Raw genomic sequence first — 13,287 nt, forward strand, 5'->3', positions numbered from 1 at the left:
CAAGGGGCGGGTGAGCCGGAGGCACGAGCGCTTCCGAACTGCGTTGTCAGCGTAGGGCATTGGTGATCAGCTTCGTAGGGGGGCTGACGTGCGCTAGACTACGCATCATTGTGGACAAGTGTCGGTGCGAGCATGCGCTACGCATTGCAGGGCCTCGTTCAGGTTGAGGGTATGCGCGACATCCTATTCGTCAGCCATGCAAATCCAGAGGACAACGCCTTTGCCGAATGGCTGGCGCTTCAGCTCGCCGTCGCCGGCTACCCGGTGTGGTGCGACCTAACGCGGCTTCTGGGCGGTGAAGACTTCTGGAATGACATCGAAGTGGCGATCAGGACTCGCTCGATCAAGTTCCTCTTCGTACTCAGCCGCACATCCAACACAAAGCAAGGGGCTCTCAAAGAGCTCCAAGTCGCCGAAAATGTGGCTCGCGATGACAAGCTGGACCGTTTCATCCTGCCCTTGGCGATCGATGATCTCCCGCCGCGACAGGCGAATATCGCCCTAACGCGTCTGACATCCTTGAGCTTCTCGCCCAGTTGGGCGCGCGGCCTCGCCCAGCTCTTGAAGCGCTTGGAGGAGGACGGCGTACCGAAGGCACCGCAGTTCGGGCCGGAGACCGTGACGAAGTGGTGGCGAACACGCTTCAGTTCGTCCATGGGCGTACGCTCGCAGCCGGAGCAGCTTGTCTCGAACTGGTTTCCGATACTCAGTCCCGTACGGTTGCACTTTCACACCGTGCGCTATCGCCCATCGCCTGCAGTCGGCGTTGGCCCGATCGCGCTTCCAACCGCACTACCCTGGCACTGCGTCAGCAAGGATCCTTATCTCGTCTCGTTCGCACCAGCCTCCGCGCTGGACGGACACCTAGGACCCTTTGTTTCGATCCAGCGCAGTGAAGTGTTGGAACTTGACGAGGCTGCAGCACCAGCCCGCCGCAAGTACTGGACGGAAGACGAGGAACGCGCAGGCCTCGTTGAGTTGCTCTCAGCGGCGTGGGACCAGATGGTCAGAACCAAGGGGCTCTCGACCTACGCCTTTTCCAATCGTGGCCGGGCTTTCTACTTCGTGGATGGAACTTCCTCAGAGAACCGTGTCACCTTCAGAGCGCTGGACGACGGAAGCGCCCGCTATCGGCAAGTCGTTGGTTTCAAGACGGTGCAGAAGGCCACGCCTGGCCAAGGTCCACGGCTTCGTTACTGGCATTTCGCGCTCGAGGCGCGACCAATCCTCTCTCCCTCGCTCGGCTTCGCGATCAAGCCCCACCTGCTCTTCTCAGACGATGGACGAGTGCTTTGGTCAAGCAAGGAGCGGATGCACAAGGCTGGCCGCTCGCAGCGGCGCAACTGGTGGAACGATGACTGGCGGGACCGAATCATCGGCTCCATGGCCTGGTTGGCTGAAGGTGATGAGAAGATTTCACTTCCGACGAGCGCAGGCGACGCAATCCCGGTGAGCCGGCTGCCGCTTCAGTTTGAATGTCCGCTTTCTTTCGATGAGGACGATCTTGAGGGACCGCCGCTCGAAGAAGACTTCGTCGACACCGAAGACGACGAGGCCGACGACTCGGAAGAGCTCGTCTGACCTGGGCCGCAACGCAAGCGCCCCGGCCCAGTCGCCTGGGCCGTCCGTCATCGTCCTGGAAGAGCCGACGCTCAGCTTCCGCCACGGCCAGGCGGTAGAGGATCCACGCGACGGGCTGACATTGTTCGGCCCACTCGAGACCGCGAGCCCATACGGGCTACGCGTTGGCGTTATCGGAACTCAGGGCGGTCTCGCGCTCTATCGTGCCTGGGTCGAGCGCATCCAGGGGCCGCTTCAGGATGCTGGAGCGCCCATCTCGAACCCTCCGTTTCCGGGCTTCGAAAGCGCGTTCCGGATTCCTTGGGCGCCGACGCCAACAACCGCGATCGTGATCACTGAGGCCATGCTCAACGCGGTCGTCTTCTTGAGCGACCGCCACGAACGGGTCTTCAAGACGGTCGGACTATTCTCCGACCGCATCATTGCCGCGCTACAAAGCGATGACGTCGCCGTGGACTTGTGGTACGTCGTCATCCCCGATGTGGTCCACGAGAACTGCAGGCCCCGCTCGACTATAGCGACAGGGTTGAAGCTCGCGTCCCCTAGCAGCCTCTCCCCCAGTCGTGCCCGAAAGCTCTGGGGTGCCCCATCACTGTTCGCTGAGGACAACGCGCTGGCCGACATCCACCGCTACGAGGTGGACTTTCACGACCAACTGAAGGCGCGACTCCTGCACCACAACGCTCCGACCCAGATCGTGCGTGAGAGCACGCTCTGCCTCGCCGCTCCCGGAGCGACACCGCCGCCACGCGGACGGGACAAGAGTGGGCTTCAAGCCGCGATCGCTTGGAGCCTTTCGACTGCGGCGTTCTACAAGGCGGGAGGCCGGCCGTGGAAGATCGAGCGCATCAGGGATGGTGTCTGTTACGTGGGCCTCGTGTTCAAGCAGGATCTGAAGCATCAGGACCCTCGCACGGCGTGTTGCGCCGCTCAGATGTTCCTCGACTCCGGGGACGGCATCGTGTTTCGCGGTGCCGTGGGTCCGTGGTTGACCCGCGGCCGCAGTGAGTTCCATCTCACGCGGGCGGCCGCGCGCGAGTTAGTGTCCCTTGCCGTCGAGGCGTACCGCCAGAAGACGGGAGCCCCGCCGAAGGAACTCTTCCTGCATGGCAAGGTCTTCTTCGAGCATGAGGAATGGAGCGGCTTCCAAGAGGCGGTCGACCCAGCGGTTACAAACATCGTGGGCATTCGCATCCGCGACGAGTTCGACCTTCGGCTCTATCGACTGGGCACCCGTCCAGTCCTTCGTGGTACGGCGCTCTTGCGGCATCCACGCTCGGCCTACCTGTGGACGCGAGGTTTCACTCCGCGCCTTCGCACCTATGTGGGCCGGGAGGTGCCGCGCCCGCTTCGGGTGGACATCTTGCGTGGTTCTGCAGATCTTCGGACAGTGCTTGGCGATATCCTGGCGCTCACCAAGCTCAACTACAACACGTGCATACTCGGCGACGGCCTTCCGGTCACACTGCGGTTCGCCGACCATGTCGGCGAAGTCCTGACCGCAGCGCCACTCAAGGAGCACAATCCGCTCCCATTCAAGCTCTACATCTGACGGCCAGCCGCCACCGCCAACCCCAGCGCGTCGAACATGTGGAGCCAGTACTTGTCGCGTGGACGCAGCCCAAGCGCTGCCCGCGCGGGGCGCTTCGGGACCAGATCAAAGAGCTGCTTGAAGTCCCCGGCCACGAGCCTCTCAGCCACGTCGATCTTCGTTGCGCGTGGGTTGCCCACGACGACCTGCCGCACCTGCTCGGGCGTCAGTTCGACGACCCGCAGTCCGAGATCCTCGGCCCTTCCTCGCAGTTCCTGATCGATCACCGAGAGGAGTGCCGCCCGCTTGGTGGGCAGCGCGTACGGCTTCTCGATGGCGACGACCTGCGGGCCGTGTTCCTCGATTGCGGCGAGCACGATACGCCGCGCTTGCCCGATGACATCGTGTGGGCGGTGCCCGTTGCGCAGCGTGTGCACGCCGAACGAGACGAGTTGGCGATCGCGGATGATGGCGAGGCCCATCTCCTTGGTTCCCGGATCGATTCCGAGGATGGTGTTCTGTTGCATGACGGTGGTTCGTGACAGGTATTCAAATGCCCTCCCGGGCTGCCCGTGTTGGGTTCCCTGCGGACCCCATGGAGACAGCGGCGTTCCGGCAAGGCGGAATCGCAGACTTCGACCGGATTACCGGCCGCGGGAGGGCGGTTGCGAGGACCGCTGGTGATGAATCGCCAGCGCCACCGCGTCGAAGAGGTTGTACCAGTACCGCTCCTTCCAGCGGCGGTCCTGCGTGAGATGCACGCGGAGCTGCGGGAAGCGGTGTGCGACGGCCACGGCAACCTCAGCCTTCCTGGCCCAGCCATTGCCGACGAGGCCCTTGCGCACGGTCTGGGGCGCGTAGCCAGCGAATGTGGCCGACTTCCGACTCGCAACGCGACGAACGGCGCGGGTGAGCTTGTGCAGGTCGTCCAGCCACGGCAGCGGGTGGGCGTGCGTCTTCTCCACGACGATCGCCGTCGGCTTGTGGCTGTTTGCCCACCGCTGCACGTGCTGGCGCGCTACGGCAAGCCGGCGCGTCCGCGGCACGTCTCGCAGGTTGAGTACGCCGCTGGCGGCGAGTCGGCGACCGGCGAGGACGGCGTAGCCGAGTTCGCGGAGTCCGGGATCGAGGGCGAGGATGGTCTCAGGTGTCTTGCGCATGGCGTTTGAGGAGATAAATGAAAAGCGCGGTTCGTGAGCGACGGATGCGTTCCGCCGGGACGGCCATCGTTCTGGCCAGTGCCCGCTGGATCACGCGGTCCGGGTAGAGGTTCAACGCGGCCTGTAATGGCTCCTCATCTCCCGCTTCACCGAGTGCCTTCTGTAGGCTCACCACCGAGAAGAGGCGGCTGGGATCGGGCGCCGGAGCCTGCGCCGTCCTGGGAGTGGGCGCTTCAACTCGCCGCATGGTCACGCGAACATGGCCGTTGAGCCGCTGGGCATCGAGGTAGCCTGACTTCCGAAGATGGCCGAGCCACGAGCGAACCGTTCCCTCTGGGAGTCCCATCTCGAGCCCGATCGACGCTGGCTCCACCTCGAAGCTGTCAGCTCCGGCGGGCTGCCGTGCCAACAACTCGAGGTAGAGCCAGATACCCGCGCGCATGCGTCGCAGGTGAACTGCCTGTGGGTGCGCGATCAGGCGGCGCTCGAGGGTGAGGGTGATGGGGCTAGACGTGTTCACGATGGGGTTGGCTTAGCTTGGTGAGCAGGAAGCGGAAGAGAGCTGTCCTGGAGCGACGAATCTGCCGGGCGGGAGTCGCCTCGACGCGCTGGAGCGCGCGACGAACGGTCTCCTCAGGATGCGCCCCGAGAAGGTCGCGCATCTCCTCGACATCTGCCTCGGGGCCGAGGACCGTGAGAACACGATCGAGCAACTCGCCTCCTTCCCCCTGCCCCCCAACCTCCGGCTGTGATGCTGAAGCTGCTGCTGCAGCGCTGCTGCTGACGGGAACCTCACCTTGTGCGCGGCGCATTTCGCTGCTCGCAGCGGGCGCACTTGCGCGTGGAGAGTCCACCTTGCCAGGCCACAATGCGAGCTGGATGACAAGGTACGGAGCCGGGTTCAAGGTGCGGATCAGGCCGAGGTCGGTGAGCTTGGCGAGATCGGCGAGCAACGCCGGCTCGTCGATCATCAGCGCCGCAGTGACTTGCTCGGAGCGCTTGCTGACCACACCATTGAAGTTGGCGGCCTTGATGAGTGCGAGATACGTCCAGACGGCATCGCCGACGTTGCTCCGAAACTCGGGCACGGCGAGCAGCCCGCCAATCAGGACGTCGTGAAGTTGCGCGACGCTCGTCATGTATGCGGCTGGACTTCCTCCGCGAAGGTGCTGCCGGCCTGCGTGTACAGGCCCCAGTAGAGCGACTCGACCAGCGTGTCGAGGGCTCTCGCGAGAAGGAACAGATTGGTTACCGATGGCAGGTAGCGCCCACGCTCCCACGCAGAGACGACCGAACGGGTGCGCCCAATACGAGCGCCGAGGTCGCGCTGGCTGAGGCCGGCCGCGATCCGGTAGCTGCGGATCTGGTTCGGGTGGCGCGACGGTTGCTGGTTGAGGCGTGGGGTCTTCTGGATCGGCATGCCGCCACTCTACAAGCTAATAGAATCCTGCCAAGATGGGGGCACGCGCCGTTTTCGCGCCAGCGTGTGGATAAGTGGCGCTTGACCACCCCTCAGAAGCGTGTTTGACGCGTCCGCCCCACTTCCCGAGTTGTCCACAGGGTGGCAGGCTCAGAGCATGTCCAAGTCCGCTTCCCCTTCCCCCGATCGCCCGAATGTGGCGTGCTCACGATCAGACGGCATCGCGAACGAACGCTTCGCGCTGGGCCTGACACGAGGTGACGTCGATGAGTTCCGAGAACTTATCCACATGGAGTGCGGCGAGTCGTTGAGCCACGAAGAGGCCTGGAATCGGGCCACGGAAGTGCTCGCACTCTTCCGGATGCTCCTCGGCCCGTTGCCGGAGGATCAATCGGGCTCGACTTATCCACAGGCCGGGCCCTTGACGGCAACGCGCGGAGCCGGAATTACTGAATAGGCAGCATGCCATCGCCCGTTCACGTCATCTACGCCCGCAAGTCGACCGAATCCGAGGACCGCCAGGTCCTGTCCATCGATTCGCAGATTCGGGAGCTTCAAGACCTCGCCATGCGACGGGGTGCTGCTGTGGCCGAGGTTCTGACAGAAGCCCATTCCGCGAAGGCTCCCGGCCGACCCGTGTTCGGATCGCTGATGAAGCGGATTCACCGCGGCGAGATCGCTTCGGTCTTCTGCTGGAAGATGGATCGCCTCGCACGAAACCCGCTCGATTCAGGCCACATCCTGCAGGCTCTCGCCGATCGCAAGATCGAGCAGGTCGTGACGCCCGAGCGCTGCTACACCGCGGACGGGAATGACCGGTTCCTCGGCACGTTCGAGTTTGGGATGGCCACAAAGTACATCGACGATTTGCGGCAGAACGTGACGCGCGGCAACCGCGAGCGCTTTCGCCGTGGTTGGCCCAACTTCCGGCCACCAGTCGGGTACCTCGAGGACCGCGCCACCAAGACCGTGGTCAAGGACCCCGAGCGCTTCGACCTGATGCGGCGTGCGTGGGACTTGGTGCTCTCGGGCGCCATGCGGCTGAGCCAGGCGCTGCACGTACTCAACGACCAGTGGCAGTTCCGGACGCGGCGCACAGCACGCCAGGGTGGGCGGCCCATGTCCTACAGTCACTTCTACGCACTGCTCTCAAACCCCTACTACGCTGGCACGATCCGACTCACATCCGGTGAGTCGTTCAAGGGCGCGCACCCGCCCATGGTCACCTACGAGGAGTTCGCGCGGGTCCAGGAGCTACTTGGCCGGGTGACGCACAAGGGCAAGAAGCGGCACGAGTTCGCCTATTCGGGTTTGCTGACCTGCGCCGAATGCGGTCGCACACTCGTGGGTGAGCAGCACATCAAGCCCTCCGGCGTGCGGTATGTCTACTACCGCTGCCACAGACACCGTGCCGACGCGCGCTGCGCACAGCCTACTCTTCCCGAGCAGGCCTTCGAGGCACAACTCGCTGCCGACCTCGAAAGAGTGCAACTACCGGAGGGGATTGCATCGTGGGTGCGCCGAATGCTCGAACAATCACTCACCCAAGAACTTGCGCAGCGAGGAGTATCGCGGGACTCCGCTGAGCGGGCATTGCGCGAGGCGAAGGCCGAAGCGGACAACTTGCTCACGCTGCGGATTCGTGGCCTGGTGGACGATGGCACATTCGTCGAGCGCCGGAACGACATCCTCACCCGGCAGGAGGCGATCCAGGAGCAACTCGCTCGCCCGCAGGCGAGCCCCGCAGAACTCCTCGCCCGCTTCGATCTGGTCCTCGACTTCTCCCGTCGGGCCCCGGCAACGCTAAGGAACGGCACCCCAGTTCAGCGCCGGCAGATCGTCCAGACCATTGGTTCGAACTGGCAGGTCCGCGACCGATTTGCGCTCTACTCAGCGAAACAGCCGTTCTCCGCGATGGCGGGGACGGCTTCGAGTCCGGGCTGGTGGACCATCGTTGATGATCTTCGAACTTGGCTGTTCGAGACGACCGAGTCTTGCCTACCGGATTTGAAGATTGAGACGAAGCATGACGGAAGTGTGGCAGAGCATTCGGCTACGGCGTAGAGGGGTTGAGGCAATGGCGATGGAGCAGCCTGTGGACTACAGGAGTCGCCCGACGACGGTTACGAGCTCCGCTGCCTCCGTGATCGAAGCATCGTGGTAGCGCACGATACCGCGAGCGTCGATAACGTAGGTCATTTCGAACCCAGTCAACCGGAAGTCGCGGATGAGCTGCCCGGCCCCGCTCGCCTGTGCGTACTCCCATGGCGTCTGGATCCTCGTGCGAAACGTGTCGATGGCTGCCGGCGTGTCCTGCGGATCTATGTCGACGGTAAGAACTATTGCGCCGCGGGCCGCCTCCTGGTTGTAAACGCTGGCCAGTTGCTCCGCCTCAAGAGCACAGGTCTGGCACCAGGCCGCCGCCGAAGTCAGAATAACGATCTGCCCGCTAAGATCCTTGCTCCGCAGTATGGCGCCATCCGTCGTCGTGACCTCGAAGGCCGGTGCTGTTTGCCCGATGTCCGTGCCGAGGGATGCCGTGCCGCCTGTGGATTCCGGCCGAGCGACTCGTACGGAAAGGAGCAGCAGAACCACGAGCACTCCTGCTCCCAAGCTCCCGGCGATCAGCCACGTGCGACGCAACCTCATGGCTTCGCTTGTTCGGGCACTCGCTCGCACTCCTCCCAATATCCCTGAACACGGCGGGCGGTCGTCAGCAGGGCGATCAGCACTACGGCGAAGGCCACTAGTACGACTGGCGTCCGATGCCGGACGATGAACAAGGTGCTTGCCCGCTCCCAGAAAGCCGAGGAACACAGCAATACAGGAGGAACAGGCGGCCGTGGCCAGCAGACCGCCGAACACCACCGACCACACGCCCACGCCGCCCCGTCCAACAGCGGTAATTCTTGCGGTCCCGCGCGTCCGCCGGAACAGGAAGACCTGCTTCAGGACCAGCAGAGCCGTGGCGAGGCCAAGGACAACGAAGAGCACATGATCCTGGGCGCGCAGCAGCTGCAGCTGAAAACGGAGGTAGTTGCCAGGAATGAGCCACACCGGCAACGACACGTAGGCGCCGTAGATAAGGTGCGCCAGTGGCAGGAACCACACACGGTAGCCCCGCCCCGCTTTGAATACGGCCCGGCTAGCCGAGAGGATGATCGGTGGACGCCACGAACTCATACGCAACAGCTGAGTTTCGAGACATCCGTCACCAGCGAGAGGGCGTTGATCTTCAGGCTCTCGGAGAGAGTCGGGAAGATGGGCATGGTGTCGAGTACCTGCTCGATCCTCATGTTGTTCTTCAGGATGAGCTCGGCTGAGTTAATGATGTCCCCCGCGTTTGGCGCGAGGATATGGACGCCAACGATGCGACTGGTCTTTCGATCCGCTACCATCTTAGAGATTCCTCGCGTGTCGCCGAGAATGTGGGCCTTGGCGATATGCTCGAAGCTGATCGTGTTGCACGTGCACGAGAGGCCGTGCTTCGCAGTCTCCTCGTCGAGCAGTCCCACCCCGGAGAGCTGAGGATCGGTGAACACCGTCCAGGGCACGGTCTGGTAGTCGATCATCTTCGACGTTCCTCGGAGGGCGTTCTCTGCTGCGAACGATCCTTCGCGTCCGGCCGTCGTCTCTAGCCGGTTCGGAAGGTTCGTCACGTCGCCGGCCGCGAAGATATGGGATGTACTTGTCTGGAAGGTCGGGCTGGTCGCGACGGCATGGCGTGCATCGACGTTCACGCCGGCCTGGTCGAGCTTGAGGGATTTGGTGTTGGCCTTCTTGCCCGTGGCGACCAGGATTTCCTCGACCTCAACCGTGTGCTCGCCCGCGCGGCCGCGGAGCCTGACGACCTTGAGGTTGCCCCGGCGCTCAACGCTGACTGCCTCAGACTCCTTGAGCACGGTGATGCCTTCCCCGACGAACACCTCTTCGAGCCGTTGGCTGAGTTCGGGCTCCGTCCGAGAAAACAGGCGGCGGTCCTTGACGGCCAGCGTGACCTTCGTGCCGAAGCGGGAAAAGATCTGCGCGAACTCCAGGCCCACCGGCCCACCGCCGATCACCAGCATGGACTTCGGCAAGTGCTCCGAGCTCAGCGCCGTGATATGCGTGAGAAATCCCGCCTCGATGAGCCCAGGAACTGGAGGTGGCACCGCCGTCGACCCCGTGGCGATCAGGGTGCGTTCGGCCTTGAGCTCCTCGGCGCCGACGCGGACACGCCTCTGGTCTAGGAACTCTGCCGCGCCCTCGAGGACCGTGACGTTCGAAGCCTGCTCCATCACCAGCTCGTACTTCTGGTGCCGCAGCGCCTCCACCAGCTCCCGCTCGCCACGGATCACCTCGGCGAAGTCAAAGCGGCTGACCGCAAGTTCGACGCCGGGCCGCCGACTCGACCTGGCGAGGTGCACAAGCTCGGCTGCTCGGACGAGCGATTTGCTCGGCACGCAGCCGACGTTGACACAGGTACCGCCGAGTGGCAGCGGCCCCTTGACCATGGCGGTCTTCGCTCCGAGTTCATTGGCCTTGATCGCGGCGGCAAAGGCGGAGGCCCCGGCGCCGAGGATGAGGAAGTCAAACGTGTCCATACGCTCTCTCCTGATTGCGAACGAGCGTCGCGGCTCGTCCGGTGAGTGAATAGAAGATGGTCTGCCCGTCGCGCCGTGACCGGACCTGCCCATGCTGGCGGAGGATCCGGAGCTGGTGCGAGACGGCGGAGACGGTAGCGCCCAGGATGTCCGCCAGGTCACACACGCACAGCTCAGACTCGCGCGTGAGGAGATAAAGGATGTCGAGGCGACGCGCGCCGAGGAGGAAGAGGTGCTGGCGGACGCGATCCAGCCATCGGCTACGCCGGAGATTGCGCTGGTAGGCCTCGATCCTGACGGGAGTTACGGTGGGGCCGATGCAGTAGAAGCCGATGTGCTTGACCCGGCGACGGCGCCCGAGAGGATATGTCATGGAATCGTATTTGAATATCTATTCACATACACCGTAGCACCCTCGTCAGGGCCGTCAAGGCACCCGAGTGTGGATACTCGCTGTCCCGGCGAGACGGAGAACCCAGGGTGGTCCGCGACGGACGCCGTTCTGTCGATCGTGGAGCTCTCCGGCACGCTGCACGTGCGAGGCCGCTTCGCGAAGGCGAAAGCGCGGCGTGACGGTCACGCGGAACTGCTCGGACTCTCGGAGGAAGGTCACCTGCTCGACGCCGGCGGTCCCTTCCAGGGACCGGGTGGCTCGCGCCACACAGCCCATTCAGAGGAAATCGCCACGACGCGGCAATCCCTCCACCGTCAGTGTCAGGGTGCGTACGTGAGACTCGAGCGTAGGACTGATGAAGCTCGAATCTTGCGACGTGGCCGCGGACTTCGGATGCGCTGCGCCGGCGCCAGCTGCAAAGGCCAACGGCGCGCAGCACGCACCGATCACCGCGCAGCCGGTGAACGCAAGCATTGCAACCGCGACCCGGACGCGACGTTTGCTCATCTGTGTTCTCCTCCTGCGTTTCAATGCGAGCAACAGCCGTTGTTCTCGACGCTGCGGCCTTCGATCAGTTCGTCGTAGGCCGTCAGAGCCTCGAGCGCCCACTCTTCGCCCGGATAGCCCTACATGGTCATTGCTACGTTGAGGAACTCAACCATCTCCTCCTTAGTGGCACCCTGCTTGGCGGCCCATTCGACGTAAGCCCGAATGCAGGGCTCGCAGCGGATGACGACCGACATCGCGGCGGCGGTCAGGAGTTTGTACTTGCTGGGCACGTCGCCGGTCGTGTACGCGACCTGCCGCATCTTGGCGATACTGGCAGTGATCTCCGGACTCAGCCGGGCCGGTTCTTGAGCGACGGTTTCCATTTCCTCGCGGGACTTGAGGACGGCCCTGGATCGCTCCTTATGGTCGGTTCACTGATTGGCCGGCGTGGCGTGGTAGCCAGCCTTCTCGACGGCCGCGATGAGCGGTTGCACTCTTGGCTGCGCGGCCGAGAGCCGGATCTCCGCGCGTCGACGCTCGTAGCTCACAGTCGCTTGCACGACGCCGGGCACCTTGCGCAACTCGCCTTCGATCTCACCCGCACAGGCGCTGCAGGTCATACCGTGCACATCGAGCGCCACGACCGCGTTCGCGGCAGGACTTGCTGCCGACGCGTTGTGCGATGTCGTTAGTCGTGCACCCCAGTTCGGGTAGCTGGCAAGCGCGACCGTTGCTACCGTCACCACCCAGAGCCCGATGCGCTGCCCCCGGCGGCTGACCGGCTTGGCGCACGCCTCCCCCGGAGCACAGGCCTCGGCGCGCTGCGGCCGGTAGGCGAAGTAGAATCCGATCGTGAGAAACGCGGCCGTCACGCCCAGGAACCACGGCCGCAGTGGTGCCAATGCTGCGCCCAGACCGAGCGAGCTCAGCCCCAGGACGCCAAGGACGAGCGGTCCGATGCAACAGGCGGAGGCGAGCACGCCGGCGACCAGCGAACCAACAAACACGCTGCGATCCTTCACGACTGCATCCTCCGGTCAGGCCTTCAAGTAATGGTGGGGATTCTGCCGCAGCTTGGTCGCGCAGCGTTCGCAGCACGTCACGAAATCGCCGTCGGCCAACCGCACGTGCGGACGATGCGCATCGACGGCGAAGACCACTCCACTTACCGGGCATTGCGTCAGCTGCCCAATCTTCACGCCAGGCTGTGCCATCACGTCCTTCGAGTCGTACTTGAGTTTCGTCGCACAGGCGAAACGGCACCCCCCGGACATGGCCGGATCGAAGTGACTGGCGATCTTTCCCTTGGGGGCCTCGCAGGCGGCAGCTCCTGCGCTTGAGGTGCACGAATCACCAGCGGTGGCCTGGGCCTTGGGGGAACAAGACGAGAGACCGCGATGATCGGCAGTGAACGCTGCGTAGCCACTTGCCGTCGTCAGCAGTAGAGCGACACCCACGATCAGCTTCCGCATGTCGAGTTCTCCTGACGTTGATGACCCGAAGAATGTGTCGGCCTAGACTTGTCGCAGCAGCGTCGTGAACGCGCCCTTCAGCCCGCCGAGCGCCGCCTGACCCTTCCCTGTCTGGACGCAGGTTGTCACGCACGTCTCCATGTGACCTTCAAATAGCTTGACGATCGCCTGAGTGGTCGCGGCGCGAACCGCGGCAAGCTGCGTCATTAAGTCCTCGCAGGACTCATCTTCCTCGAGCATTTCGCGGACAGCGCGCACGTGACCTTCGATCCGTGCCAAGCGGGCGGAAAGGTCAGTGCGCATGTCCTTCGTGAGGTATGCGGACGACGTGCTCTTCAGTTGCTTCGTGGAAGTGGTCTTCGTGGCCATGTGTGGATCCTCCCGTGCGTCCTATGATGCCCCTCCCCCCGTGGGGGATGCAAATGTATTCACCACGGAAGATCACTCCGGTAAGTGCGCCTACAAGAGAAGGCAGGCCAACGTGTTAGCCGAGTTATCCGGAAGTTCGAGTCCCAACTGATGATTGCAGGACACCGCTGTCTTGGCGGTGTCGTGAGTCTCTATCTCGAACTCTCGCTTTTGGCTGACTTTCGCGGAGAACCAGGAGTTTGCGAAAGAAACCCGGGTCTGGTGGACCATCGCTGATGATCTTCGAAC

The 13,287-nt window shown here is 63.6% G+C and carries 16 protein-coding genes; 3 read left to right on the forward strand and 13 right to left on the reverse strand.

The window, feature by feature from the left end:
* The first annotated feature begins 132 nt into the window (after positions 1–132).
* Both IT347_04185 and IT347_04190 read left to right on the forward strand, forming a co-directional pair.
* Positions 133–1,581, forward strand: a complete 1,449-nt coding sequence (locus IT347_04185; GenBank protein MCC6348776.1) for a toll/interleukin-1 receptor domain-containing protein — start codon at positions 133–135, stop codon at positions 1,579–1,581.
* Positions 1,505–3,133, forward strand: coding sequence for a hypothetical protein (locus IT347_04190; protein ID MCC6348777.1), 1,629 nt, complete (start codon positions 1,505–1,507; stop codon positions 3,131–3,133). Before IT347_04185 ends, IT347_04190 begins: the two co-directional genes overlap by 77 nt.
* Here IT347_04190 and IT347_04195 read toward each other — a convergent pair.
* The 5 genes from IT347_04195 to IT347_04215 all read right to left on the reverse strand — a co-directional run bounded on the left by IT347_04195 (position 3,124) and on the right by IT347_04215 (position 5,692).
* Entirely contained in the window at positions 3,124–3,639 is a 516-nt protein-coding gene (locus IT347_04195) for a crossover junction endodeoxyribonuclease RuvC (protein ID MCC6348778.1), read from the reverse strand. The genes IT347_04190 and IT347_04195 overlap by 10 nt on opposite strands.
* A gap of 117 nt (positions 3,640–3,756) precedes the next feature.
* Complete coding sequence (locus IT347_04200) at positions 3,757–4,272, reverse strand: crossover junction endodeoxyribonuclease RuvC (protein MCC6348779.1); 516 nt, start codon at positions 4,270–4,272, stop codon at positions 3,757–3,759.
* Positions 4,256–4,792: a hypothetical protein gene (locus IT347_04205; GenBank protein ID MCC6348780.1), complete on the reverse strand. Its 537-nt coding sequence runs from the start codon at positions 4,790–4,792 to the stop codon at positions 4,256–4,258. Before IT347_04205 ends, IT347_04200 begins: the two co-directional genes overlap by 17 nt.
* Positions 4,779–5,411: a hypothetical protein gene (locus IT347_04210; GenBank protein MCC6348781.1), complete on the reverse strand. Its 633-nt coding sequence runs from the start codon at positions 5,409–5,411 to the stop codon at positions 4,779–4,781. Before IT347_04210 ends, IT347_04205 begins: the two co-directional genes overlap by 14 nt.
* Positions 5,408–5,692, reverse strand: coding sequence for a helix-turn-helix transcriptional regulator (locus tag IT347_04215; protein ID MCC6348782.1), 285 nt, complete (start codon positions 5,690–5,692; stop codon positions 5,408–5,410). Before IT347_04215 ends, IT347_04210 begins: the two co-directional genes overlap by 4 nt.
* A 462-nt stretch (positions 5,693–6,154) precedes the next feature.
* Between IT347_04215 and IT347_04220 the strand changes: the two genes are divergently transcribed.
* Complete coding sequence (locus IT347_04220) at positions 6,155–7,756, forward strand: recombinase family protein (protein ID MCC6348783.1); 1,602 nt, start codon at positions 6,155–6,157, stop codon at positions 7,754–7,756.
* A gap of 36 nt (positions 7,757–7,792) precedes the next feature.
* Here IT347_04220 and IT347_04225 read toward each other — a convergent pair whose 3' ends face one another.
* From IT347_04225 to IT347_04260, 8 genes are all read right to left on the reverse strand, one after another.
* A complete protein-coding gene (locus IT347_04225; protein MCC6348784.1) occupies positions 7,793–8,803 on the reverse strand; it encodes a TlpA family protein disulfide reductase in 1,011 nt (336 codons plus the stop codon).
* A gap of 68 nt (positions 8,804–8,871) precedes the next feature.
* Positions 8,872–10,275, reverse strand: coding sequence for a mercury(II) reductase (gene merA, locus IT347_04230; protein MCC6348785.1), 1,404 nt, complete (start codon positions 10,273–10,275; stop codon positions 8,872–8,874).
* Complete coding sequence (locus IT347_04235; protein ID MCC6348786.1) at positions 10,262–10,648, reverse strand: helix-turn-helix transcriptional regulator; 387 nt, start codon at positions 10,646–10,648, stop codon at positions 10,262–10,264. Before IT347_04235 ends, merA begins: the two co-directional genes overlap by 14 nt.
* A gap of 297 nt (positions 10,649–10,945) precedes the next feature.
* On the reverse strand, positions 10,946–11,176 hold the full coding sequence (locus IT347_04240; protein MCC6348787.1) for a hypothetical protein: 231 nt from the start codon (positions 11,174–11,176) through the stop codon (positions 10,946–10,948).
* Positions 11,177–11,295: 119 nt separating this feature from the next.
* The gene (locus tag IT347_04245) at positions 11,296–11,541 is read right to left on the reverse strand and encodes a carboxymuconolactone decarboxylase family protein (GenBank protein MCC6348788.1); all 246 of its coding nucleotides are present in this window, start codon (positions 11,539–11,541) and stop codon (positions 11,296–11,298) included.
* 48 nt (positions 11,542–11,589) lie between these two features.
* On the reverse strand, positions 11,590–12,180 hold the full coding sequence (locus tag IT347_04250; protein MCC6348789.1) for a cation transporter: 591 nt from the start codon (positions 12,178–12,180) through the stop codon (positions 11,590–11,592).
* A 15-nt stretch (positions 12,181–12,195) separates the two neighbouring features.
* Positions 12,196–12,630, reverse strand: coding sequence for a hypothetical protein (locus tag IT347_04255; protein ID MCC6348790.1), 435 nt, complete (start codon positions 12,628–12,630; stop codon positions 12,196–12,198).
* Positions 12,631–12,672: 42 nt separating this feature from the next.
* Positions 12,673–12,999, reverse strand: a complete 327-nt coding sequence (locus IT347_04260) for a metal-sensitive transcriptional regulator (protein ID MCC6348791.1) — start codon at positions 12,997–12,999, stop codon at positions 12,673–12,675.
* Between the last annotated feature and the right edge of the window lie 288 nt (positions 13,000–13,287).

The organism is Candidatus Eisenbacteria bacterium (assembly GCA_020847735.1).
Classification (GTDB): Bacteria; Eisenbacteria; RBG-16-71-46; order RBG-16-71-46; family RBG-16-71-46; genus CAIXRL01.